The sequence below is a fragment of the Ensifer sp. 1H6 genome (genome assembly GCF_001976035.1).
GTDB lineage: Bacteria > Pseudomonadota > Alphaproteobacteria > Rhizobiales > Rhizobiaceae > Ensifer > Ensifer canadensis.
Genome location: NZ_MOAI01000009.1, coordinates 23,243 through 47,680, shown reverse-complemented (window position 1 = coordinate 47,680; position 24,438 = coordinate 23,243). Strand labels below are relative to the sequence as shown.

Below are 24,438 nucleotides of genomic sequence, written 5' to 3'. Positions count from 1 at the left end.
CGGCGCCGCTCCCGGGTCGAACCTCCCGCCATTGAAAGCGCCCGGGGCGACTTTCACGCCAGCCGCTCGCTGAGGGCAGACGTGCGAAGACGGGTGGTGTTCAACAGGCCGGCCGCCTGGATCAGCGGGTAAGCCGCGGCCGCTATGTGCGAATTGATCCGGTGCAGGTCACCAATAAGATCGATGAACAGAGCATTGCTTCTAAGACTGACGCCCTTTTCCATGCCTTCCCGGCCGAGATGCTCATTGATCGCGCGCTCCTCGAGCGCGCGGAAGCGATCTTTCTGGGATGCCAGACGGGCGGCAGCGCCGACGTCGCGCGACGAAAGAGCCACCGGCACAAGGCGTAATGACACCGCGACCTCGTCGCAGAGCATATCGAGGGCCTCGCGCTGGCTCGGCGCCAACTGGATGTCCTGCTTGATCTTTGCCCGGATGCGGTCGGCGAGGTTGAGCTTGATCACATCACCCGCGTGTTCGAGATTGCTGGCAAAAAGCATGATCTCAAAAGCGCGGCGCGTATCGCCACCCGACAGTTCGCCCTGGGCCAGCCGGCCGAGATAGGCATGGACCGACCCCATGTAGGTGCCGAGCTTGAAATCGATGGCGTTGACCTCCTTCAATGTCTCCAACCGACTGGACGACAACGCCGTGAGCGACATCTTGAACATGCGCTCCAGCAGTTCGCTCATCCGGATCGTCTCGATCGTGGCATTGGAAAGCGCGACGGCCGGCGTCGTCAACGAAGCGCTGTCGAGATAGCGCGGTGTGGCCAAGGGATCATCGGCGGCCGAAGCATTGGGGATCAACCGGTCGACGAAGCGCACGACGACAGGGGAGATCGGCAGGAACACGGCGGCGACCGTCAAGTTGAACGCCGCATGGAGTCCGACCGCGACATGCAAGGGGTCCAGCGGCACACCGGTGGCAGCATCGACGATCTGTCGCGCCAACGGCAGCAGCGCGATTGCCAGAAGGCCGCGGCAAAGCAGATTGGCGACTGGGAGCCTTCGGGCGACAGATGGCTGGTCGAGGGTCGCGCTGACGGCCGGCAGGCCGCCGCCGAAATTGACGCCGAGGATCAGGGGCACGGCGCCGGCCACTTCCAGACTGCCATTGGTCAGCAGCGAAGCGATTAACAAGATGACCGCGAGCGTCGAATGGCAGAACCAGGCGAGACCGGCGCCGACGAGGAAACCGAGCACCGGCTCGTTGGCGATCGCGGCGAGAACGTCGTGAAACAGCGTCGCCTCGCGCAGCGGAGCGGTCGCCGAAACGATGACCTTCAGTGCCAGCAACATGAGGCCGAGCCCCATCATGATGCGGCCGGCGTTTCGCGGGCGAAACTCGTTCGACGCTCCGAAGGTGAGATAGCCGGCAAACAGGAAAAGCGGCGCCAGCGTCGTTGCCAGCGATGAGCCCGATGCGAAAAGGCCGGATACGAGCGCCGAGCCGATATCGGCACCGAGGAGAACCGCAAGGCCCGTCGTCGCCCCGATCGCACCGGCACCAGCCAGGCCAGCGATAATGAGGGCCATGGCCGTGGCGCTGCCGAGAACAGCGGTGGCGGCGATGCCGCCACCGAATGCTGTCAGCCGGTTGGACAGGCGCTGTTCGACGAACAGCTGCAGCCGATCGCCCCATCCCCGCATGACGCCGGTTCTAACCATCCGCACACCCCAGAGCAGGAGCGCGACGCCGCCGAGCAGCTCCACAATGACAAACGTTCCGGAATTCATGTCCAGCAAGGTCCTTCCGCTCGAAGCGATCAATCGGCGACGGAAATGTCGGGAGCGACAGATCCGATGTTGTAGCCTTCGAGCTGGGCTGCAGATCGGTCCGGCACGGGAAAATTCAGGATGGTTGCCGTGCCCGGCGTCACGGGAACGACGCGCGAGGGCGGCAGGTCCAGAAACTCGTGGCAGGCTGCGCGAATGACCCCGCCATGGGCGACCACCAGCAGGTCGCCATCCGTGCGCGACATCCAGTCACGAACCCCGTCGGCGACGCGGTTGCGAAAGGCGATCCAGGTTTCGGCGTTGGCCGGCGTAAAGGTGCCGGCGCGCCAGGCGGTGTAGTCCTCCGGACGTTCGGCGATCAGCTCCGGCTTGCGACGCCCCGTCCATTCGCCCATGTCGAGCTCGCGAAACCGCTCGTCGGACGGCGCGTCCGGATGTCCGATCAGCGCAACGGTCTGCCGCGTCCGGCCGAGATCCGATGCGATGATACGGGCGGGCTGCAGCGCCTTGGCATAGGGGCGGAAACGCCGGACCTGGGCAACGCCGCGTTCAGACAGCAGCGAGTTGTCCTGGCCCTGCAGTCGTTGTTCGGCGTTCCACTCGGTTTCGCCATGGCGCATGAGGATCAGCCTCATTGATTTATCCTTTCTCCGCTGACGGCAAAGACAGCGTCAGGGGTCCTGATGAATGACAGTGTGACGGCGTCCCCGGGCATTGCGCTGAAGTAACCCTCCGCCATGCCGGTGATGCGCAGATCGCCGAGCATGGCGGTGACCATCGTGCGTCCGGCGATCGGTGCTGCCTCGGCAAACCGCGCGGTGACCGACGGTTTGTCCGGCACCGCGCCGACGCAGACGTCCTCGGCCCGATAGAGAAGCTGCACCTCTGGATGGCCAGCGGCGATCGAGCCCGACACCAATGGCGTATCATTGAACACGAAAGTCTCTCCAACCCGGCGCGCCGGTAGGAGGTTGGCCGGCGGCGTGCCAAGAAAGGTGGCGACGAAGGTCGTTGCCGGGTTGCGCAGCAGCTCGATCGGCTTGCCGAACTGCTCGACACGACCATTGTTGAGCACTGCGACGTGCGTCGCCATGGTCATCGCCTCCACCTGGTCGTGGGTGACATAAACCGACGTGGCGCCCGTTGCCCGGTGTATCCGCATCAATTCGCTGCGCATCTCGATGCGCAGCTTGGCATCGAGGTTCGACAGCGGTTCGTCGAACAGCAGGATGCTGGGTTCGGGCGCGATCGTGCGGGCAATGGCGACGCGCTGCTGCTGGCCGCCGGAGATTTCCGCTGGATAACGTTCGGCAAGGGCACCAATGCCAAGCAGGGCAAGCACCTCCTTGACGCGGCGGTCGCGTCTTTCGCGCGGCCATCGCGCGACCTTCAACGGCCAGGCAATGTTGCCGGCGACGGTCATGTGCGGCCAAAGGGCGTAGCTCTGGAAGACGAGGCCGGCGTTGCGCCGCCCCGCGTCGGCGATGACGCCTCCCGCACCACTGGAGACCGTCTGGCCGACAAAGGCGATCTCGCCTTCGCTCGGGCTTTCCAGGCCTGCCAACATGCGCAGCAATGTCGACTTGCCGCAGCCGGACGGGCCGACGAGTACCAGGAACGAGCCGGCCGGGACCGAAATGTTGACATCCTTGACCGCCGTGAAGGCGCCAAATCGTTTGACGAGGTTGCGGATCTCTATGGCGTCCGCAGCGCCGGTTGCTAGGGCGTTCATGACTCTTTCCATTTCTGGACGCGGTTCTGGAGGCCGTGGGCCAGAAACGAGGCCGCAAGGCAGACGATAAGGATGACGAGGGTTATGGCGTTGGCAAACTGCATGAAGCCCTCGGCGGCATAACGATAGGCGACCATGCTGAGTACGGGCGACGTCGCGGTGAACAGCAGCACGACCAGCGAGAGATCGCGCACCATCTTGACGAAGACGAGGATCGCACCGGCAAAAAGGCCGCGGATCGCCAGCGGGAAGATGATCGCAAACAGCCGCCGGAGCAGGCCGGCCCCGGTCAGCCGCGCGCTTTCCTCGATGTCGGCGGAGATCTGACCGAGAACCGAGCGGCCGGACTGCACGGCAAAGGGGAGATTGTGGGCAGAGGCTGCAATCACCAGCAACGCGAAGGTGCCGTAAAGCGAAGGCAGCGGACCAATCGGCGCACCGAAGAGCGCGATATAGGCGGCTGCAAAGGCAATGCTCGGCACCAGAAGCGGAACGAAGGCAAGCTGGCTGAGGATCGTGGCGAGCAGACTGCCGCGGCGCTGGACGATGGTATAGGCGAGCGCCAGGCCAAGCAGCATCGTCGTCAGCGCGACGACAAGGCCGAGGCGGATGGTATTCCAGATCGCGTCGATCAGCACGGGATTGCGGAAGATGCCCGCCTGCCCCTGGGCAATTTCGCCGCCGCCTTCGCCGATCCAGAAATGCAGCGTCCAGTTCGAAAACAGGGCCCCGCTTTGAGGCGCAAGGCTTGAGGCCGCAAGCACCAGGACCGGCGTCACCGTGGTCAGAAGACCGACGAGCACGGCGACGGCAAAGAGCGGCCAGCGCCAGGCGCCAAGGGGAAACCGTTTCGTGCGTCCGCCCTTGCCGGTGACCGTGATGAAGGCCTTGCGGCCGGAGACGATGCGGTCCGATATCCACAGGAACAGTGCGGAAACGGCGATCAGCAACAGCGCAAGCACGAAGCCGCGCTCGTTCTGGCCGGTTTCGATCATGCCGAAGAGGCGGGTCGAAAGCGTCTGCATGCGCACCGGCAATCCCAGGAGCGCAGGTGCGGCGAAATTGGCAACGGCGCCGGCGAAGGTAAGCGAAGCGGCAGCGATCAGCGCCGGCGTGACGACGGGCAGGATGATGCCGAAGAAGATACGCGGACGCTTCGCACCAGCCATCTGACCGGCTTCAACGAGATCGGCGCCGACCGAACTCAGGGCCGCTGCGATAATCGCATAGGCCAGCGAATAATAGTGGGCGATCAGCACGATCGCGGTCGGCACCAGCCCCCAGGCGAGCCAGTCGGGAATGGCAAGGCCATTGGTTTCGAAGAAGCCGGCGGAGCCGCCGAGCCGTGAGTTTCGAAACAGCGTCCCCCAGGCAAGCGCCGCGGCGAAGCTCGGGATCATGTAGGGCAAGGTCCCCATCAGTCCGAGCAGGCGACGTCCCGGCACGTCGGTCAGGACCACCAGCCAGGCCAGAAACCCGCCGAGGATAAGACAGCCGCTGGCGACCCCGAAGCCGAGGACCATGGTGTTGAACAGGGGGCGCCACCAAAGATTGAAGGACAGCGGGCTGAAGAGCACCGCCTGCCAGGCCCCGATGCCTGCAGGGGTGAGCGTCGACAGAAGGATGCGCACAAGCGGCGCCACCACCAGGATGGCGACGATGGCAACGAGGATTGCCGGCATGACGAAGCCTGATCGGAGCAGCCGGCGACCGCCCGATGGCGCAAAGGTAGATATGAATGTCATTTGCGAACCTCGGCATTTGCCGGCGCAGCCTAAGTTGCGCCGGCAATAAGCCCGTTATTGAAGCGTGATGATGAGATCGGAGACGCGCCCGCGGGCAGCGGCGGTCTTTGCCGGGTCGATGGTCCAGGCCTTCAGCTCGCCGAGTTTGACGGAGTCCGGATGGTGGGCGATGGTCGTGCGCGTGGCATAGTCGCCGGGAACGTTGAACGGCTCGAAGCCGGCACCTCCCGTCGGCGTGTCGTCGCCGAACATGAAGTCGATCAGCAACCGGGCGGCGGCCGGATGCGGCGCCTTTTCAGCAATCGTCAGAACGGCCGGAAACAGGATGCCGTTGGCGGGCTCGACATTGTTGGCGACTTGCAGTGCCCAGCCTTCCTTCTCATTGTCACGCCGGTCCGAATAGGTGCCGAAGCCGACGGGAGGGTTCTTGGCAGTGGCATCGCCGACGGACTTGTTGAGCACGTCGCTATTGGGGACGAGGATCAGGTCGTTGGCAAAGAGGTCCTTGATGAACTGCTCGCCGGCGCCCTGAAGATCGGCATCAACGGCAATGTCCTTGCCGAACTGCGCCTTGTAGGCCGCGGCCATCTCATCCGGATGGAGCGCAATCTCCGTCAGGAGGTCGAGCAGTTCGCCGCGCTGGCTCGGATCGACCATCAGCACCTTGCCCTGCCACTCCGGCTGGGTCAGCTGCCACAGGTTGGTAACCGGTGAACCCCCGGGAAAGGCTTTCTCGTTGTACATCAGCACCTTGGTCGAAAGACGCTGGGTGAGCAGCGGCCCCTTGTAGCGATCGTCGATCTGGGCGGCGACGCGCGGCGGCACATAGTTGACGATGCGCTTGGCTTCGAGAAGCTTGCTGAAGACGACGGGCGTGTCGGCGATATAGAGCACGTCGACGGCATGAACGCCTGCCTGCTGCTCTGCCTCCAGACGCGCGATCTGCTTTGTCGAGCTCATGTCGAGGCCGATCAGGTCGACGCCCGGATAGGCCTCCTCGAAGGCTTTCTCGATCTTGGCGATCCGGCTCGACAACGAAAAGACGGTGACGCTGCCCTCCTTCTGCGCAAGCGGCAGCAGTTGTTCGGGCGTCATGCTATCCAGATCTGCCGCCATTGCTGCCGTGGGCAGCACGACGCAGGCCGCAAGCGCGGACTTCATCAGTCGCTTCAACATGGTTTCCTCCTCCATTTTCCCCAGTCAATCGAAGTCGTTGAACAGCTCCGACAGTTTCTCCAGCCTGCCGATCACCTCGCGTTCATGCCTGCCGGCAATCGTCAGGACGATGCCGTTGACGATGGCAAAGGGGATGGTCGGTGTCTGAAACTCGCTTCCCGAACGCCCCCGCGGCGCGGCCAGCATCAAGTCCGCAATCGGCTCCATCAGCGGTCCGGCAAGGTCCGAAATCAAAATCGTTCGCGCGCCGACGCGCCGGGCATGCTGCACCAGCGGCGCATAGCTTTGCGGCTGCTTGCGAAAGGCGAGCGCAATGACGACGTCGCTCTTGTCCATGCTGACCATGCGCTCGGCGATGTCCCGGCCGCGGCCGGTGAGCGCGATCGTCGTCATGCCGAACCGGTCGAGGCGACGCTGCAGGAAGCCGGCGACGGACTGTGCGTGCCCCTGGCCAAACACGAACACCCGGCGCCCTTCGAAGATGATGTCGGCAGCGAGATCCACATCACTTTGCGGCACCGAGCGCGCGAGCGTTTCCAGGGCCGAAATCTCCGCGGCAATCAGATCGGTCAGATAATCGCCGTGCTCGACCTTGGCGACCGAGCGGCGCATGCGGGTCGCGGCATCCTGATCATCAAGCACCTCGCGCTGCAGCTGTGCGCGCAGATCCGGAAAGCCGCGGTAACCCAGCTTCTGCGCCAAACGGGTGACCGTCGCCTCATGAACGCTGGCCCGCTGCGACAGCTGCGGGCCGGACAGAAACGCAGCCTCCGCCCGGTTCTCGAGCATCGTCGCGATCAGCTTTTGATCGGCCTCGGTCAGCCTTTTCGATTGTGCCTTTATGCGATCGATGAGTGTCATGGCGCTCTACAAGTTTCTTTGCATGACACATCGTTCAAGCAAACGACCTTGCAGTCAAGGCGACACCCGCAAGAATCCTTGCAAGGCTCTGCAAGGCTTGGCCCAGCACTCGAAAATCAGTCTAATCTCTAGGGTTTCCCGCGGCTATCGGACGAAATCCACGCCAAAGTGGGCAGAAAACTGGCGCTTGCGACAGTGTGGAACGTCGCCGACAAAAATCTTTGCAAAGACCCGCAAAGGAATGGACGCCGTGCTGCCGCTCATTGCAGAACGGCGGTCGAAGGCGCGGGCGGCTGCAAGGTTGTCGGCAGCGACGCATCGGCCCGGGCAGCATGACATTCACTGGCGGCCTCGACGTTCAACGGCGACCGGTGGGGAAGCTTTCCGGGAAGCGAGGCAACAGAGCTCCCGCGACGACGAGGGAAGGAGCGCAAGCGAAGCGCCCTTCGCACCGTTCAGGCCTCGAAATCGCCGAACACATCCTGCAGCCGCGTCAGCATGCCGACCCGTTCGCTGACCTCGTCACCCAGGACGACGATGATGTTGCTGAGCATCAGGTCCATGACGGCAATAGTCGTGGCAGCACCATCCCACAGGGGGCCATGCGAGCCCGGGACCACAAGGCAGATATCCGACACCTCTGCTGCCCAGGGGCAATATTCGTCCGTGTAGAGGATGACCTTGACGCCGGCCCGGCGCGCCTCCATCGCGAGCGGCTTCGCCTTGGCGGCAAAGCGGCGCACGTCGTGCAGAAAGAGCACGCGGCCCTCCACCGAACCATCGAGCAGTTCCGAATAGGTTCCGTTCAGGCCATCGACGAATTGCACCCGCGAGCGGGTATAGGAGAGCTGGCTGGCAAAATACTGAGCGATACCGCGCACGTTCTGATAGGCGGCGACATAGACTTCGCTGGCACCGATCAGCGCGTCGATCGCCTGCTGCCATTCCGGCGAGGTCGTCAACTCGTAGACCATGCCGAGATTGTTGATCTGCTCCTGAATCAAGCCTGCAAGCAGCTTGCCCTCGCGAATGTCTTCGCGCAGCCTGTCGACCGGACCCTTCACCTGCCAGGCCGGGTTGGAGCTGCCGCGCCGCAGCTCGTGCTTCAGCTGGTCGAGGCCGTCGAAGCCCATGCGCCGGAGGTAGCGCCCGACGGTCATCGGCGACAGCTCGAGACGGCTTGCGATCGACTTTGCCGTTTCGAACGGGATCTCCGCCAGATTGCGCTCGATGTAATGGGCAATCAGCTTGTCGGATTTCGACCGCCTGAGTTCCTCGCTCTGCACGAGCTTCAGGATTCGTTGTGCCACGTCCCCTCCCCGGAGATACTTCCGCCCGCTGACAGCGCCGCGCGTCGGATATGACGCGCAAACGACGCTGCAACGCCTTTTAACTTGCGGCAGGCGGGCGGAATTGCCGATCTTTGTCGCCGCTACTGCGCCGTCTTCACCTTCGTCCAGACACGATCGAGCTGGCGCACGCCGGAGCCCAGGTCCTCGAAGATCTGCAGCCGTTGCATCGTTTCGGGCGTCGGATTGATTTCCTTGCTATTCTTGATCTGGTCGGGGGTCAATTGCCGTGCCGGTACGTTGGCGGTGCCGTTGGTCTGCTGGGAGACGTTGAGCGCGGCGACTTCCGGACGGGTGTAGAACTGCAGGAACTTAATGGCGCTATCCTTGTTCGGCGCGGTCTTCAGGACGCAGATATCCTCCTGGTACATGGTCGCGCCTTCCTCGGGGATCACGTAGCCAAGGTCTTTCTGGTTGGCAAAGACGTCGACCATCGCGCCGACGAAGAAATGACCGGCGGCGACGTCGCCGGACTGCACCATCGGCCGGGTATCGTAGGTGAAGGCAGCGACGTCAGGTTTCATCGCGATGATCGTATCGGCCGCCTGCTGCAGCTCGGCGGGGTCGGTCGAGTTGACCTTGTGGCCGTTGAGGATCAAGCCCACGGCCAGAACCTCGCGCATGTCGTCGAGCAGAGTGAACTTCAGCCCCTTTTCCTTGACGGTCGCAATCAGGTCCTTCCAGCCGACGACGTCCTTGCCCAGGACCTTGCGGTTGTAGACGATGCCGACGGTTCCGAAGGCGTAGGGCAGGCAAAACTCGCCCTTGGGGTCGCTCTTAGCCCTCAGGAACGCCGGGTCGATGTTCTTGAAACCTTCATAGGCATTGATGTCGGTTTTCTCCAGAAGGTCGAGCTTGGACATGATGTCCTGCATGTGCACCGACGGAAAGACGACGTCATAGCCGGTCGCGCCGCCCTGGATCTTCGCCAGCATCTCCTCGTTGGAGGAATAGGTGGAGAGGTTGACCTTGATCTGGGTCTCCTCCTCGAACTTCTTCAGGACCGCCGGATTGATGTATTCGCCCCAGTTGTAGATGTTGAGCTCGGCGGCATGGCCGAGGCCGGTCATGGCGATCAAGGCGGACAGCGAGAATGCGGCGGCCCGTGCGGGGCCGAAGAGTTTGGCCCTGGTCGCCCGGACGACGCGGCTTGCTTTCGTCATAGATAGTCTCCTCTGATGGTTCGTGGGGACTTGCGCCCCCAGGATCGGACCGTTCCCTGGTCCTTGCCGGCTCCGGCTTCTGCGGCCGTTGACACCGATGAGTAAATGGTATCCATATATCCAAAACGCACAAGCGTTATTTAAATAACATTTTGGGGAATGACAGATGCAGGATTCCATTGTCCGGCTGGAGGGGGCGAGCAAAGCCTTCGCCACTCCGGAAGGCGGGAGCGTGACAGCGCTTGATGCCATCGATCTTCAGGTGCGGCGCAACGAGTTCCTCACACTTCTCGGACCATCCGGCTGCGGCAAGACCACGTTGCTGCAGGCGATCAGCGGCTTCGTCGAGCTCGACGGCGGACGCATCCTGATCGACGCGGAGGACATGACCGACAGGCCACCCTATCGCCGCCCCGTCAACACGGTCTTCCAGAACTACGCGCTCTTCCCGCACATGACGGTCGGTGAAAACACCGCCTATGCGCTTGAGGTCGCCGGCGTCGCCAAGGCCAGGCGGCGCGAGCAGGTGGCAGCCGCCCTGAAGATGGTGGGCCTTGAGGGCATGGAGGGCCGGCGCCCGCGCCAGCTTTCCGGCGGCCAGCAGCAACGGGTCGCGCTTGCGCGTGCCATCATCGCGCGTCCGAAACTGCTTTTGCTCGACGAGCCGCTTTCGGCCCTCGACAAGAACCTGCGCCAGGCCATGCAGATAGAGCTGAAGACACTGCAGCACGAGCTCGGCATCTCCTTCATCTTCGTGACGCACGACCAGCAGGAAGCGCTCACCATGTCGGATCGCGTCGCCGTTCTTTCGGGTGGGCGCATCCAGCAGCTCGATACGCCCCGCGCGATCTATGACCGCCCGGTCAACAGTTTCGTCGCGACGTTCATCGGTGCAAGCAATCTCTTCGAAGGCAGGATCGATGGCGACCGGTTGATGACCAGCGACGGTACGGAAATCCGCCATCGGCGAACGCCGTCAGCGGCATCGGGTGCAGCGACGGCGCTGATCCGGCCTGAGCAGTTCTTCCTCGCCGATGAAGCCGAGCCCTTTCCCTGTCTCCACATCGACCTGGAAGCCATCGTCTTCGTCGGCTCGACGTTCGAGCTGTTCGGCCGCACACAGGCGGGCAGAAAGATCGTCGCCGAGATCCCCGCCGGCCGTCGCAGCCTGATCGGCGACATCGAGCGGACGCGCCGCGCCCGGCTCGCCTATGACCCGGCAGCCGTACACCTCATTCACCCTTGCGCGGAGGCGTGACATGTCGATCGCCATTCGCCGCCGCGTCCAGCTCGCCGTCCTGCTCGGTCCCGTTTCCCTGTTCCTCGCCGTCTTCTTCCTCGGTCCGCTCGCCATCATGATGGTCACGAGCTTTCTGGCGCCAGGCCTCTACGGTGGCGTGGAATGGACCTTCTACCCGCACAATTTCGGCCGCATCCTCGGCTTTGCCGATCCGATGTTCGAGGATTTCGATCCCGTCTATATCGCCATCTTCATCCGCTCGGTGAAGATCGCCGCACTCACCGTTATTGCCGCTTTGCTGGTCTGCTATCCCGCGGCCTTCTGCATCGCCCGCCTGTCGGAGCGATGGAAGAATTTCTGCCTGTTCCTCATCACCCTGCCCTTCTTCACCAGCCTGATCGTGCGGCTGTTCGTCTGGGTGCTGATCCTGCGCCAGACCGGCCTCGTCAACGAGATGCTGCTGTCGACGGGACTGATCGCCCGGCCGCTGGACCTGATCTATACGGACGGCGCGATCATCCTCGGCATGGTCTATGTCTTCATCCCGTTCATGTTCATGCCTGTTTATGCCAGCGTCGAGAAGCTGGACTGGACGCTGGTGCGTGCCTCGCTCGATCTCGGCGCCGGGCCTATCCGCACATTCTGGCGCATTATCCTACCGCTGACGGCTCCCGGCATTGCCGGCGGCGCGATCATCGTCTTCATTCCGGCGCTCGGCAATTTCGTCGTCCCGGCCATTCTCGGCGGCGCCAAGGTGATGATGCTCGGCAATCTCATCGAGCAGCAGTTCCTGGCCGCCCGCAACTGGCCGTTCGGCTCGGCGCTGGCGATGATGGTCATGAGCGTGATGCTGGTGCTGCTGCTCGTCTATGTGCTCGCGTCTAGCCGCCGCGGCACCGACGCAGCACTTGCTCGCTGAGGTCCCCCATGAAGATCGCTCAATCCCTCTTCCGCGGAAGCCTGCTCGCCTACACCGCTCTCTTCTTCGCCTTCATCTACATCCCGCTGGTGGTGATCGCCGTTTATTCGTTCAACGCCAACCCGGTCAACATGATGACCTGGACCGGCTTCACCACCGAATGGTACGCCCAGGTGCTCGGCTTCAAGACGACGATCTCCGAGAATGCGCTCTATATCGAATCGACCGGCCAGCTTATTCAGGCGGTGTGGAACAGCCTCGTCATCGCCACCTCCACGACACTGATCGCCACCGTCTTCGGCACGGCCATCGCGATCGGCCTCTACCGTTTCGACTTTCTCGGTCAGCGTTTCTACCGGGTGATCATGTTCATGCCGATGCTGATGCCCGACATCGTGCTCGGCATCGCGCTTTTGATCTTCTTCGTCAATTCGGGGATCAGCCTCGGCCTGACGACGATCGTCATCGGCCAGTGCACCTTCCTGATTTCCTATGTCTTCATCGTTGTCTCAGCGCGGCTGGCCGGCATGGACAGAACACTCGAAAACGCCTCGGCCGACCTCGGCGCCGACGAATGGACGACCTTTCGACGGGTGGTGCTGCCACAGCTCCTGCCCGGCATCGTCGGCGGCGCGCTGCTCGCCTTCATCATCTCGATGGACGATCTGGTGATCACCTATTTCATCGCCGGCGTCGATGTGACGACGCTGCCGATGTTCATCTTCGCCATGCTTCGCCGCGGCATCAAGCCGGAGATCAATGCGATCGCGGTGATGATGCTGACCTTCTCCTTCGTCGTCGCCTCTCTCGGCCTCTACCTCCGCTCCCGGCAGAAATGATCATGGACAACAAACGCAAAACCGTCTCTCAAACACGCGCCCGGGACCTCGGCTTGCCATTCAAGGGCCGGACCGGCCCCCTGAACGCCATCACCGATGTCGCAGGGATCGCCGTCGGCTTCCACACAATCTCAGAAGACGTGCCGCGCCCGGGGCGCAAGCGCCCGGTCAGAACCGGGGTCACCGCCATCCTGCCACATGCTGGCTCGGCCGTGCCCATCCCGGTTTATGCGGGCGTGCATCGCTTCAACGGCAACGGCGAAATGACCGGCACTCACTGGATCGAGGATGGCGGCTTCTTCCTCGGCCCGGTGATGATCACCAACACCCATGCGGTCGGCATGACCCATCACGCCACGATCAAGTGGATGCTGGAGCGCTATGCCTCCACCTATGACAGCGACAATTTTCTCTGGATCATGCCTGTGGTCGCAGAGACCTATGACGGCGTGTTGAACGACATCAACGGCCAGCCCATCGGCGAAGCCGAGGTCCGGGCAGCACTCGACGCTGCCAGCGGCGGACCTGTTAAGGAGGGGAATTGCGGCGGCGGAACCGGCATGATCGCCTATGGGTTCAAGGGCGGCACCGGCACCGCCTCTCGGGTCGTCGAGTTTGGCGGGCGTGATTACACGATCGGCACGCTGGTGCAGGCAAACCATGGCCAGCGGGACTGGCTGACAATCTGCGGCGTACCGGTCGGCGAGCACATGCGCGATGGCACGCCGCAGAGCCAGATGCAGGAGCGCGGGTCGATCATTGTCGTGATCGCCACCGATCTGCCGATGGCCCCGCACCAGCTGCAACGCCTCGCCCGTCGCGCCTCGATCGGCATCGGCCGCAACGGCACGCCCGGCGGCAACAATTCCGGCGACATCTTCCTGGCGTTTTCGACCGCCAACCCGCAGCCGATGGCGCACCGCGCTCCGCCGCGCCTCGCGCTTGAGATCGTCAATGACGAAATGCTCGATCCCGTCTATCTGGCAACGGTCGACACCGTCGAAGAGGCGGTGGTCAACGCCATGATCGCAGCGGAAGATTCAGGCGGCACCGCGCATGACCGGTTCAAGATCGAAGCCATCAGACATGAACCACTTCTCGAGGTCATGCGGAAGTACGGGCGCTGATGCGGTTTCCCTGTGTTTCCCGCCCAGATTGCCGACCAAGGCAGCTTCGATGCCGTGCCTTTTTCGGCGCGCTTCTACCGGCTTAGGATTTGTCGGCGACGCCGCACTGACAGGCGAGGGTAACGGCTGGCTCTTGGTTCCGTTACAAGCCCTGAGCGAACCGTATGATGGCAGTGCTGACATCATCGGGCCGCTCCTGCGGCACCCAGTGCCCACAGTCGGGTAGGAAGATGGTATCCACCAGCTTTGGCACCAGTCGCGGCATCTCGGCGATGATCGCGCGCATGCCGGGAATGGCCAATCCGGTATCGCGCTCCCCCATCAGATATACTGCCGGAACGTCGACGAGCTTTCCCTTCAGGCAGGATTGCAGTGCCCAATTCCGATCAAGATTGCGGTAGTAGTTCAGCCCTCCGGAAAAGCCGCTTTGCCGGAAAGCGTGCACGAAATTCTCGAACTCTGCATCGCCGATCCAGTCCGGAAGCTTTGCGGGGACAGGAAGGCTGGCCAGCAGACCGTCGCGTTTCGACACCATGCCGAAGGGATTTGGCGTCCTGTCGTCGTCGCGCGGTCCGGCCTCGCCGGACGCGGCAAACATCAGTTTGCGCAGCGTCAACGCCACATCCCGCTCGAACTCGGCTTCGGCGACACCTGGCTCTTGAAAATAGAGCGCATAGAACAGTGCATCCGCGGTTTTCGGGAAAATCTGCGTCGGTGGAGCTGGCGGTTGCGACATCATCGGCACGCCGATGGCCACGACGCCGGTGAAGCGGTCAGGTCGCAGCAGCACCGCCTGCCAGGCGACGCTCGCGCCCCAGTCATTGCCGACAATGATCGCGTTCTCGACGCCGAGCGTATCGAGCAGCCCGACCATGTCGCCGGCGAGATGGAAGAGCGTGTATTGATCGACCTCGTCAGGGCGGCTGCTCTTGCCATAGCCGCGCATATCCGGCGCGATCGCACGAAACCCGGCGGCCGCCAGGGCCGCAACCTGATGTCGCCATGCATAAGCGGTTTCTGGAAAGCCATGGCACAACAAGACCGCCGGCCCTTCGCCCGCCTCCAGGAAGTTCAAACGAATTCCATTCGCGTCTACGAGGCGCTCCTGCATTCTCTTCTCCAAACAGTTCCGCGATCGGGCTTCGAACGAAACGATATCGCTACAGAAATCAAAACCCGTGCCCTTGTCCGCTTCATTCCTATGCGCAACACAATATGTTACGAACATCGACAGGTCAATAATTCATAACAAATTAAGTTACACATAGGAGTGGTCGATGCCACAGGACAACCGCCTTTCAAGAATGCTGCATGTGCTCGTTCACATGCATCTGCTCGGCGGCACCGAAACGTCGCAGACGATCGGCTTGATGCTCTCCACCAACCCGGTGGTGGTCCGTCGCACGATGGCGGCACTCAAACGGCATGGTATCGTCGGCTCGGAAGGCGGGCCTGGTGGCGGCTGGCTGCTGACCCGCGGCGCGGAAGAAATATCCGTTCTCGATGTCCACAAGGCGCTCAACGACAAATCCGTCTTTTCGCTGGGGCTGGCCGCCGATCATGCAGGATGCCCCGTTGAGCGGGCCGTCAACGCGCATCTGTCAAAGGCGTTCTTGGCGGCGGAAACGGTGCTCAACGACGAGTTTGGCAAGCTGACTTTGGCGCAGATTGCCCGGGAATTTACAGCAGCGCGCTAAGCGCGCCCGAGGAACCTTGGGGCCCAGAGCGTTTCGGATTTAGACGGGACCGCACAAACGCTCTATCGCTTTGTCTTTACGCATTTCCTGACGGAAAACCGCTTCGCACTTTTCCTGGAAATGCTTTAGTCGAACTCGGCGATGAAGCCCGGTGTCGGCAGCGCCCGATCGCGAGCGCCCCATGTTTCGATCGTGGCCGTCAGCGGCAGCTGGTTGGCGCGATAAGCCACATAGAGGATACCGGCCCCGCCAACCTTCGGAACCTGGCGAAACCATCTGGTGTAGTCGAGCGGAGCACCGCTTGCCCATCGCCATGGGCGAGAAGCATCGTCCTTGACAAGGCTCAGCCAGGGGCCGACGCGCCGGTGCTCGCCACCCTCGAAAGCACTGTCGAAGAAATGTCCGTCTCCATTGACGAGAGATGCGACGAAAGCGTTCTCCTCGGCAGAGCCGATTGTCGCGAGATAGCCGCCGCAGCGGACGGCCGTGTTGCTTGCATCCTCCCAGGCGACATGTTCGGCCCTGTAGGCGGCAGCATAGAGATGGCCGTCGAAACGGCCATAGGTCAGGGCGAGCGGGGAGAGACAGCGCACCATTTCCACCACCCGCGCATCCTCCAGGCCATCGAGGTCGGCCGCGTCATATCGGCGGGCTGTCGCAAGCGAGAGGATCTCCTGCTTTGGCGCCGTCGTCGCCAAACCAAGTGCTGCGGCCGTTTCCTGATTGACGAAACCGGTCTGCACGAGGCCGCGGGCGCGCTGGAACGATGTGATGGCGAGGCGGGTCTGGCTGCCGAAATTGCCAGCGACCGTTCCCGTGTCGAAACCGGCGCCGATCAACGACGTCTAGACCGCCGCCCTGGCCGGCCGGTCGGCGAATTCACGCTGCTCCTGCGCCATGGCTGCCAAGGGCGACCGCAGTTCTTCGCTTGCGGCATCATCGACGCCGACCTTGCGCGAGAAGCGCGCAAGCGCTTCGGCGAGGCCGCGGCCGTGGCAAAAAGGGGCATGTCGCACGTCCACTTAGCGCGTCACGAGCCTATCCCGCCTGCCTGAACTTGCGGCGATTGCGACCGAGAGCGATCGACTCCGCCGCCTCGATGATCGAGTCCGTATCGATGCCGAAATGCGCATAGAGGTCGGCGATCGTGCCCGTCTGCCCGAAATGCTCGACGCCGAGTGAGACGGTTCGGTGGCCATGCACCGATCCAAACCAGCCGAGCGTGGCGGGATGACCATCCGTCACGGCAATGATCTCGCAGCTATCGGATAGCGGCGCCAGCAGCGCCTCGATGTGACTTTCGGCGCTGTGGTGGCCATGACGACGGGCACGCTGTGCCGCAGTCCAGCCGGCGTTGAGCCGGTCGGCGGACGTCACCGCCAGCACAGCGACATCGCGGTGACGTTCCGCAAGTCGCCCCGCCGCCATCAGCACCTCGGGGGCGACGCAACCTTGATAGGCCAGCACCAGCTGGGTGTTCGGTCGCGGCTCGCGCAGCCAGTAGGCACCGTCGATCACGCCCTGGCGGAAGGCCGCATCCTCGCGGCGCTGCATCTGTTCGAGCGGACGGGTCGTCAGCCGGAGATAGACGGAACCGCCAGTCGTATCGCGCAGCCACGTCCGTTCGTCGTGCACGGCATCGCCATCGCGCTGCATATAGTCGAAGGACCAATCCATGATCACCGAGAGTTCGTCGAGATAGGCAGGCTCAAAACTGGCAAGCCCATCCTGGCTCATGCCGATCAGCTGCGAGCCGATCGATTGGTGAGCGCCGCCTTCCGGCGCCAGTGTGACGCCTGACGGCGTGCCGACGATCATGAACCGTGCATCCTGGTAGCAGGCGTAGTTCAACGCATCGAGCCCGCGCGCCACGAACGGATCGTAGACGGTGCCGATCGGAAGCAGGCGTTCACCGAACACCGAATGGGAAAGGCCGGCAGCCCCCAGAAGCAGGAAGAGGTTCATCTCGGCAATCCCGAGCTCGATATGCTGACCGCCAGGGCCGAAGGCCCATTTCTGCGCCGAGGGAACCTTCTCGTCGCGGAACGTGTCGGCCTGCATGTCGCGGGCGAAAAGGCCACGCCGGTTGACCCAGGGGCCGAGATTTGTCGAGACTGTCACGTCAGGCGCCATCGTCACGATGCGGGCGGCAAGCGCATCGTCGCGCTGCGCCAGGGCATCGAGGATCTTGCCGAACCCCGCCTGGGTGGAAAGTTCGCGGTCATCGAGCAAAACCGGCCCGGCCGATTGCACCGGTTCAGACTTGAACCGCCGGGTACCCTGGGCAAAGAACGACACGCTCTTCGAAAAGGTCTTCGCAGCTCCGGCATCGGCGACTGCCGCAAACTCCTCCCATTCCGCGCCGACCCTGACGCCGATCTTCTGCTGGAAGTCCTGCATCTGTGCCTTGGTCATCAGGCCGGCATGGTTGTCCTTGTGCCCCGCCAGCGGCGTTCCCCAGCCCTTGATCGTATAGGCAAGGAAGACCGTCGGACGGTCATGGTCGATACTGGCAAAGGTCTCAGCAAGCGTCTGGATGCAATGGCCGCCGAGATTGCTCATCAGCTCGGAAAGCTCGTCATCGCTGCGCGAAGCCAAAAGCTTGCTGACATTCCCCTGATCGCCGATCTCGTCCTGCAGCCGCTTGCGCCAGGCGCCGCCGCCCTGGAAGGTCAAGGCCGAATAGAGCTGGTTGGGGCAACGGTCGATCCAGGCGCGCAGCGTCTCGCCACCGGGTTCCTTGAACGCCGATTGCTGCAAGGCGCCATATTTGACGACCTTCACGTCCCAGCCGAAAGCGGTGAAGATGGCCTCGATCCGCTGCCACAGACCTTCGCGAACGACACCATCGAGGCTCTGACGGTTGTAATCGATCACCCACCAGGTGTTGCGCAGATCGTGCTTCCAGCCCTCCTGCAGGCACTCATAGATATTGCCTTCGTCAAGCTCGGCATCGCCGACGAGCGCGATCATGCGACCGTCGCTGCGCTTTTGCGCCCAGGGCTTCGAGGCGATGTAATCCTGGATGATCGAGGCGAAGGCGGTGATACCGACACCCAGACCGACAGAGCCGGTCGAAAAATCGACGTCGTCGATATCCTTGGTGCGGCTGGGGTAGGATTGCGCGCCGCCGAAGCCGCGGAAATTCTGCAGCTTCTCGCGCGTCTGGTTGCCCATCAGGTACTGAATTGCGTGGAAGACAGGCGCGGCATGCGGCTTGACGGCAACGCGATCCTCCGGCCGAAGGGTGTGGAAGTACAGCGCCGTCATGATCGAGGTGATCGAGGCGGACGACGCCTGGTGCCCGCCGACTTTCACCTCGCCTTTTTCCCGGATGTGATTGGCGTTGTGGATCATCCAGCATGCGTGCCAGAGGACCTGTCGCTCAAGATCCTTCAGGCATTTCAGCGTGGCGGTCGAAAGAATCTGCTCTTCCATGTCGGCTCCTCCCAGAACCCGGAAACGCTACACCCAGCGACGCGAAATATCCGATCTATCTTTGTTGGAATTTTTGCCGATACCGGCAATACTGACCGCCGAAACGCCATTTTAGGAAATTTCATGCCGAAGAAGACGCCAAGCTTTGACGCCGCGACCATCCGTATTCTCGATCTCTTGCAGCAGAACGCCGAGATCAGCACGGCCGAGCTCGCCGATGCAACCGGACTGTCCGCCTCTCCCTGTTGGCGGCGGGTCAACGAACTCAAGGAGAGTGGGGTCATCAAGGGCTCGGTCGCGCTCGTCGACGCCTTCGCCCTTGGCCTTGCGGTCAACGTGTTCGTGCACGTCTCGCTCAAGCAGCAGGACCGCGCCTCGCTCGATGTCTTCAGCACTGCCATCAAGACCAAGCCGGAGATCGTCGAATGTTACCTGATGACGGGCGAGTCGGATTACATGCTGCGCGTCGTCGTCGAGGATCTGATGAAATATCAGGCGCTCGTCGTCGACTTTCTGACGACAATCCCTGGCGTCTCTAGCATCCGATCGAGCTTCGCGCTCAGCCAGATCAAATATACGACCGCGTTGCCGACAGAGCACCTGCGCAACGCCTGAACATGTTTTGTCGGGCTATTCCTGAGTTTTGAGGTAGCTTAACACGGCATCGGCGATCAGCCCCTTGTGCCGTTGCATCGTCTCCGGCTCGCAAAGGTCACGGCGGAAGATCGTGCCGAACGTGTAGCGGTTCGAGACACGGAAGAAGCAGAACGCGCTGATCAACATGTGCACGTCGATCGGATCTGCCTTGCGCTGGAACACACCTTCGGCAACACCGCGTTCCAGAATGCCGGCAATGGTTTCAATAACCGAGACGTTGAGATCGCGGATCGCTTCCGAGCGCATCATATGGGCGGCGTGATGGATGTTTTCGATGCTGACCAGCCGCACGAATTCCGGGTTGGCCTGATCGTGGTCGAAGGTGGTTGAAATCAGGGTGCGCAACGCAGCCTCGGGCGCGAGGCTCGACAGTTGCAGATCGGCCTCCAGCGTCCGGATCTTGCGGTAGGACCGCTCGAGTACGGAGAGATAGAGCCCCTCCTTGCTTTCGAAATAGTAGTAGATCATCCGCTTGGAGGTTCGGGTCTTTTCGGCGATCGCGTCGACTCGGGCGCCTGCGAGACCATGGGTCGCGAACTCGTCCGTCGCGACGATGAGGATGTCCTCCTTCGTGCGCTGTGGATCGTTCTTGCGTCCGTTCTCTGCTCGCGCCGCCATGCCCAATTACTTCCTCACCCTTGATTTTCAACGAGAAACGGCCGTGGCCGTCACGCATTGACCGCGGCTCCACTCCGCGTCCTGCCCAAAGTCTTATTGGGCTTGCCGGTTTCTTTCAAGACATGCCGCTTGACATTCGAACTAGTTAGTACATTTTGAAACGGCATCCTGGTCGCTTGGAGGAGAGATCGGCATGCCAGCCTTGCGCGCCTGGATGTCCTGATCGATGACGGATGTCACAGACCGCAAGTCGCGGTTGATCGCCTGGGAGGAGCGAAATGGTGAGGATAATCGAATTCTGCTTCCTGATGCTGAAGGTCGCCATCGCGCTTCTACTTGCGGGCATGGTGGTGCTGGTCTTCGGAAATGTCGTGCTGCGTTACGCCTTCAACACGGGCATCACCTATTCCGAAGAACTGTCGCGCATCTTCTTCATCTGGCTGACCTTTCTCGGCGCCGTCATTGCCATGCGGGAACATGCCCATCTCGGCGTCGACTCGCTGCTGCGCCGCTTGCCGCCGCTCGGCGCGAAGGTCGCCATTCTCTGCGGTCACGCACTGATGCTGGGCGCAACATGGCTGATGATCAGCGGCAGCTGGACGCAGACACTGATCAATCTGCATGTCGCAGCACCGGCCACCGGCATTTCCATGGGCTTCTTCTACGGCGCCGGCCTCGCCTTCGGCATTCCCGCCTTTCTGATCATCCTCTGGGACGCGTTCTGCGTGCTCACGGGTCGCATCGATGTGGCCACGGCCGAGTTCGTGCGTGACAGCGAGGATCAGGCCGTCCTCGACGACCACCCGACGCCTTCGCTCGCCCAACCCATCGCAAAGCCCTGAGGAGACGACGATGACCGTTACCATTTTCCTCGGCGCTCTGCTTGGTCCGATGGCCCTTGGTGTGCCGATTGCCTTCGCCCTGATCATCAGCGGTGTCGCGCTGATGATGTATCTCGGCCTCTACGACGCCCAGATCGTCGCCCAGAACGTGCTGAACGGCGCCGACAGTTTCCCGCTCATGGCCGTGCCCTTCTTCATGCTCGCCGGCGAGGTGATGAACACCGGCGGCCTGTCGCGGCGCATCGTCGATCTTGCCATGGCCTTGGTCGGCCATATCCGCGGCGGGCTCGGCTTCGTCGCCATCTTTGCCGCCTGCATCATGGCGAGCCTTTCCGGCTCGGCCGTTGCCGATGCGGCAGCGCTCGGCGCACTTCTGTTGCCGATGATGCTGAAATCCGGCCACGATCCGGCCCGCGCCGGAGGCCTGCTCGCCTCCGCGTCGATCATCGGCCCGATCATTCCGCCGTCGATCGGCTTCATCCTCTACGGCGTCGTCGGCGGTGTCTCGATCACCAAGCTTTTCCTGGCCGGCATTTTCCCCGGCCTGATGATTGCAGCCGCCCTCTGCGTGACCTGGTTGATCGTGTCGCGCAAGGAGCAGCATCAACTGCCGCCGCGCCAGAGCGGCGCCGTCAGGATGAAGACCTTCATCGACAGCCTCTGGGCGCTGTTCCTGCCTGTTATCATCATCGTCGGCTTGAAGTTCGGCGTGTTCACCCCGACGGAGGCCGGCGTCGTCGCCGCCGTCTATTCGCTGTTCGTGTCGATGGTGATCTATCGCGAGCTGCCGCCGGCCAAGCTGTTCCAGGTCTTCGTGGCTGCGGCGAAGATCACCTCCATCGTCATGTTCCTCGTTGCCTGCTCGGCCGTTTCGGCTTGGCTGATCACGGTTGCCGACGTGCCCGGCGACCTCGCCGCCCTGGTCGAGCCGCTGATGGACAACCAGACGCTCCTGCTCCTAGCGATCATGGTGCTCGTCGTCGTGGTCGGCACCGCCATGGACATGACCCCGACCATCCTGATCATGACGCCGGTGCTGATGCCGATCATCAAGCAGGCGGGCATCGATCCGGTCTATTTCGGCGTGCTGTTCATCATCAACAACTCGATCGGCCTGATCACACCGCCGGTGGGCACGGTGCTCAACGTCATCTGCGGCGTTTCCAAGCTGAAGATGGAAGACCTCATGAGGGGGGTCATGCCGTTCCTGATCGCCGAGCTGATCGTCCTGTTCCTGCTCGTCTTGTTCCCGCAACTGGTGACCGCGCCGGTTTCCTGGTTTGCGCGATAGGCACAAAAAACACATGCAAAGTTCAACCGGCCGGAGGGAGAACCCGGCCAAATATGGGAGGAAAACATGTTCAACAGACTGATGAAAATCGCGCTCGGGCTCGCCGTGCCGGTAGCGCTGATCGCAGCGAGCCCGGCGCTGGCCGAGATTCGCGAGCACCAGCTCAAGTTCGCCGCCGCCAACAACAAGGGCCATCCCCAGGTGATGGGCATGGAGAAGTTCGCCGAACTGGTGAAGGACAAGAGCGGCGGCAAGATCGAGGTCAAGCTGTTTCCGGGCGGCGTGCTCGGCGGCGACGTGCAGACCGTATCGGCGCTGCAGGGCGGCGTGATCGAAATGACGGTTCTGAACGCCGGCATCCTGGCAAGCAACGTCAAGCAGTTCGGCGCCGTCGATCTGCCCTTCCTGTTCAACAATGGCGAAGAGGCCGACAAGGTGATGGACGGCCCCTTCGGCACCGGCCTTGCCGATCTTTTGCCGGACACCGGGCTCGTTGGGCTGGGCTATTGGGAGCTCGGTTTCCGCAATCTCACCAACAATCGTCACCCGGTCACCAAGATCGAGGACATCAAGGGCCTGAAGATCCGCACGATCCAGTCGCCGATCCCGATCGAGCTCTTCAACAATCTCGGCGCCAATGCCGTGCCGCTGCCCTATACCGAGCTCTATACCGCGCTCGAGACCGGGACGGTCGACGGCCAGGAAAATCCGGCCGCAAACATTCTCAACGCCAAGTTCTATGAGGTGCAGAAGTACATGACGGTGACCCGTCACCAGTACAATCCGCAGATCGTGCTGATCAGCAAGAAATTCTGGGACGGTCTCAACGACGAGGAGAAGGTAGTGTTGCAGACCTCGGCCACCGAGGCCCGCGACTATCAGCGCCAGGTCTCGCGCGAGTTCGACGCCAAAGCGATCGCCGACATCAAGGCGACCGGCATGGAAGTCAGTGAGCTTTCGCCGGAGGAAACCCAGAAGCTGCGCGACGCAGTCAAGCCGATGATCGAGAAGTTCAGCGCCGAAATCGGTCCCGACACTGTCGCAGCCCTGTTCAAGGAGCTTCAGACGCTTCGCGGCCAGTAAGCCTGCCGCCGGCCCGCTTTTATGCGGGTCGGCAACCAACCGATTGATGAAAGCCGTCGAGATGACTGAGACCCTTCTGAAACCGTTGAAAGCCGGATTGATCGGCGCCGGCATTCAAGCCTCGCTCACACCGGCCATGCATATGCGCGAAGGTGCGGCACAGGGCCTTACCTATGAGTACGAGCTGATCGACCTGACGCAGCGCGGCGCGAGCCCGGACGACCTGCCGCAGTTGCTGCGGGAGGCCGAACAGCGGGGCCTTTGCGGATTGAACATCACGCACCCGTGCAAGCAACTGGTCATTCCCTTTCTCGACGAGCTGTCCGACGAGGCCCGAGATCTCGGTGCTGTGAACACCGTCGTGCTCAAGGCGGGTCGCCGCATCGGCCACAACACCGACTGGTGGGGATTTGCCGAAGGCTTTCGCCGCGGTCTGCCCGGAGTAGCGCTGTCGCACGCGGTGCAACTCGGCGCCGGCGGCGCCGGCGTTGCGACAGCCTACGCGATCCTATCGATGGGGCTAACTTCACTGACGGTGTTCGACCGGGAGATCGAGCGCGCAGAAGCACTGGTATCCAGCATGTCGCCGCTGTTTCCACAAGCACACATTGTTGCCGGCACCGACCTTCCATCCGCTATGAGAGCAGCGGACGGTTTGCTCCATGCTACGCCAACCGGGATGGCGAAATATCCCGGCCTGCCACTTCCAGCCGAACTGCTCGAACCACATCATTGGGTGGCGGAAGTCGTCTATTTCCCGCTGGAAACCGAACTGCTGACTGAGGCCAAGCGGCGCGGCTGCAAGACGCTCGACGGCGGCGGCATGGCGGTGTTTCAGGCGGTCGGCGCCTTTCGTCTGTTTACCGGGCGCGAGCCGGATGCGGCCCGCATGCTTGCCCATTTCAAGGCCCTGACCGCCTGA

General features: G+C 62.4%; 23 protein-coding genes. 10 read left to right on the top strand and 13 right to left on the bottom strand.

The annotated features are described in order from the left end of the window. Positions 1 to 53: 53 nt before the first annotated feature. From BKP54_RS12715 to BKP54_RS12680, 8 genes are all read right to left on the bottom strand, one after another. Positions 54 to 1,739 (bottom strand): Na/Pi cotransporter family protein, encoded by a 1,686-nt coding sequence (locus BKP54_RS12715; RefSeq protein WP_025429366.1) that lies wholly within the window; start codon positions 1,737 to 1,739, stop codon positions 54 to 56. Between the two features lie 29 nt (positions 1,740 to 1,768). Beyond that, entirely contained in the window at positions 1,769 to 2,374 is a 606-nt protein-coding gene (locus BKP54_RS12710) for a histidine phosphatase family protein (RefSeq protein ID WP_025429367.1), read from the bottom strand. After that, entirely contained in the window at positions 2,371 to 3,471 is a 1,101-nt protein-coding gene (locus BKP54_RS12705) for an ABC transporter ATP-binding protein (RefSeq protein WP_057209935.1), read from the bottom strand. The genes BKP54_RS12710 and BKP54_RS12705 overlap by 4 nt, the downstream gene beginning before the upstream one ends. Then, positions 3,468 to 5,153, bottom strand: a complete 1,686-nt coding sequence (locus BKP54_RS12700) for an iron ABC transporter permease (protein ID WP_128090415.1) — start codon at positions 5,151 to 5,153, stop codon at positions 3,468 to 3,470. Before BKP54_RS12700 ends, BKP54_RS12705 begins: the two co-directional genes overlap by 4 nt. Positions 5,154 to 5,270: 117 nt before the next feature. Then, positions 5,271 to 6,392 (bottom strand): ABC transporter substrate-binding protein, encoded by a 1,122-nt coding sequence (locus BKP54_RS12695; protein ID WP_082523730.1) that lies wholly within the window; start codon positions 6,390 to 6,392, stop codon positions 5,271 to 5,273. A gap of 24 nt (positions 6,393 to 6,416) precedes the next feature. Then, a complete protein-coding gene (locus tag BKP54_RS12690) occupies positions 6,417 to 7,253 on the bottom strand; it encodes a MurR/RpiR family transcriptional regulator (protein ID WP_082523731.1) in 837 nt (278 codons plus the stop codon). 455 nt (positions 7,254 to 7,708) lie between these two features. Continuing rightward, positions 7,709 to 8,563 carry a MurR/RpiR family transcriptional regulator gene (locus BKP54_RS12685; RefSeq protein WP_057209938.1) on the bottom strand — a complete coding sequence of 285 codons (855 nt, stop codon included), beginning with the start codon at positions 8,561 to 8,563 and terminating at the stop codon, positions 7,709 to 7,711. A 122-nt stretch (positions 8,564 to 8,685) separates the two neighbouring features. After that, positions 8,686 to 9,765, bottom strand: a complete 1,080-nt coding sequence (locus BKP54_RS12680; RefSeq protein ID WP_082523732.1) for a spermidine/putrescine ABC transporter substrate-binding protein — start codon at positions 9,763 to 9,765, stop codon at positions 8,686 to 8,688. 166 nt (positions 9,766 to 9,931) lie between these two features. On the opposite strand from BKP54_RS12680, the gene BKP54_RS12675 reads away from it, so the two are divergent. From BKP54_RS12675 to BKP54_RS12660, 4 genes are read left to right on the top strand one after another with little or no spacing between them, the layout of a single operon-like run. Next, positions 9,932 to 11,023 carry an ABC transporter ATP-binding protein gene (locus tag BKP54_RS12675; RefSeq protein WP_057209940.1) on the top strand — a complete coding sequence of 364 codons (1,092 nt, stop codon included), beginning with the start codon at positions 9,932 to 9,934 and terminating at the stop codon, positions 11,021 to 11,023. 1 nt (position 11,024) lies between these two features. Then, a complete protein-coding gene (locus tag BKP54_RS12670; protein ID WP_057209942.1) occupies positions 11,025 to 11,924 on the top strand; it encodes an ABC transporter permease in 900 nt (299 codons plus the stop codon). A gap of 8 nt (positions 11,925 to 11,932) precedes the next feature. Further along, positions 11,933 to 12,763 carry an ABC transporter permease gene (locus tag BKP54_RS12665; RefSeq protein WP_057209943.1) on the top strand — a complete coding sequence of 277 codons (831 nt, stop codon included), beginning with the start codon at positions 11,933 to 11,935 and terminating at the stop codon, positions 12,761 to 12,763. A gap of 2 nt (positions 12,764 to 12,765) precedes the next feature. Then, positions 12,766 to 13,890, top strand: coding sequence for a P1 family peptidase (locus tag BKP54_RS12660; RefSeq protein ID WP_057212824.1), 1,125 nt, complete (start codon positions 12,766 to 12,768; stop codon positions 13,888 to 13,890). A 142-nt stretch (positions 13,891 to 14,032) separates the two neighbouring features. On the opposite strand, the gene BKP54_RS12655 is transcribed toward BKP54_RS12660, so the two are convergent. Continuing rightward, on the bottom strand, positions 14,033 to 15,001 hold the full coding sequence (locus BKP54_RS12655; protein ID WP_057212826.1) for an alpha/beta hydrolase: 969 nt from the start codon (positions 14,999 to 15,001) through the stop codon (positions 14,033 to 14,035). Positions 15,002 to 15,167: 166 nt separating this feature from the next. On the opposite strand from BKP54_RS12655, the gene BKP54_RS12650 reads away from it, so the two are divergent. Beyond that, a complete protein-coding gene (locus tag BKP54_RS12650; protein WP_057209948.1) occupies positions 15,168 to 15,587 on the top strand; it encodes an Rrf2 family transcriptional regulator in 420 nt (139 codons plus the stop codon). Positions 15,588 to 15,712: 125 nt separating this feature from the next. Here BKP54_RS12650 and BKP54_RS12645 read toward each other — a convergent pair whose 3' ends face one another. The 3 genes from BKP54_RS12645 to BKP54_RS12640 are packed head-to-tail and all read right to left on the bottom strand — an operon-like array spanning position 15,713 to position 19,025. Next, positions 15,713 to 16,426 (bottom strand): peptidoglycan-binding protein, encoded by a 714-nt coding sequence (locus tag BKP54_RS12645; protein WP_057209950.1) that lies wholly within the window; start codon positions 16,424 to 16,426, stop codon positions 15,713 to 15,715. A gap of 6 nt (positions 16,427 to 16,432) precedes the next feature. Continuing rightward, entirely contained in the window at positions 16,433 to 16,609 is a 177-nt protein-coding gene (locus BKP54_RS35820; protein WP_156407911.1) for a hypothetical protein, read from the bottom strand. A 16-nt stretch (positions 16,610 to 16,625) separates the two neighbouring features. After that, positions 16,626 to 19,025: a hypothetical protein gene (locus BKP54_RS12640; RefSeq protein WP_084814488.1), complete on the bottom strand. Its 2,400-nt coding sequence runs from the start codon at positions 19,023 to 19,025 to the stop codon at positions 16,626 to 16,628. A gap of 123 nt (positions 19,026 to 19,148) precedes the next feature. On the opposite strand from BKP54_RS12640, the gene BKP54_RS12635 reads away from it, so the two are divergent. Further along, positions 19,149 to 19,640 carry an Lrp/AsnC family transcriptional regulator gene (locus tag BKP54_RS12635; RefSeq protein ID WP_025429380.1) on the top strand — a complete coding sequence of 164 codons (492 nt, stop codon included), beginning with the start codon at positions 19,149 to 19,151 and terminating at the stop codon, positions 19,638 to 19,640. A gap of 15 nt (positions 19,641 to 19,655) precedes the next feature. Here BKP54_RS12635 and BKP54_RS12630 read toward each other — a convergent pair whose 3' ends face one another. Then, positions 19,656 to 20,300 (bottom strand): TetR/AcrR family transcriptional regulator, encoded by a 645-nt coding sequence (locus BKP54_RS12630; protein ID WP_025429381.1) that lies wholly within the window; start codon positions 20,298 to 20,300, stop codon positions 19,656 to 19,658. Positions 20,301 to 20,578: 278 nt separating this feature from the next. On the opposite strand from BKP54_RS12630, the gene BKP54_RS12625 reads away from it, so the two are divergent. The 4 genes from BKP54_RS12625 (at position 20,579) to BKP54_RS12610 (ending at position 24,438) form a co-directional block, all read left to right on the top strand. Further along, complete coding sequence (locus BKP54_RS12625) at positions 20,579 to 21,142, top strand: TRAP transporter small permease (protein WP_057209953.1); 564 nt, start codon at positions 20,579 to 20,581, stop codon at positions 21,140 to 21,142. 10 nt (positions 21,143 to 21,152) lie between these two features. Beyond that, positions 21,153 to 22,433, top strand: coding sequence for a TRAP transporter large permease subunit (locus BKP54_RS12620; protein WP_057209955.1), 1,281 nt, complete (start codon positions 21,153 to 21,155; stop codon positions 22,431 to 22,433). Positions 22,434 to 22,499: 66 nt separating this feature from the next. Continuing rightward, on the top strand, positions 22,500 to 23,516 hold the full coding sequence (locus tag BKP54_RS12615) for a TRAP transporter substrate-binding protein (protein ID WP_084814487.1): 1,017 nt from the start codon (positions 22,500 to 22,502) through the stop codon (positions 23,514 to 23,516). Between the two features lie 61 nt (positions 23,517 to 23,577). Beyond that, positions 23,578 to 24,438, top strand: a complete 861-nt coding sequence (locus tag BKP54_RS12610) for a shikimate dehydrogenase (RefSeq protein WP_084814534.1) — start codon at positions 23,578 to 23,580, stop codon at positions 24,436 to 24,438.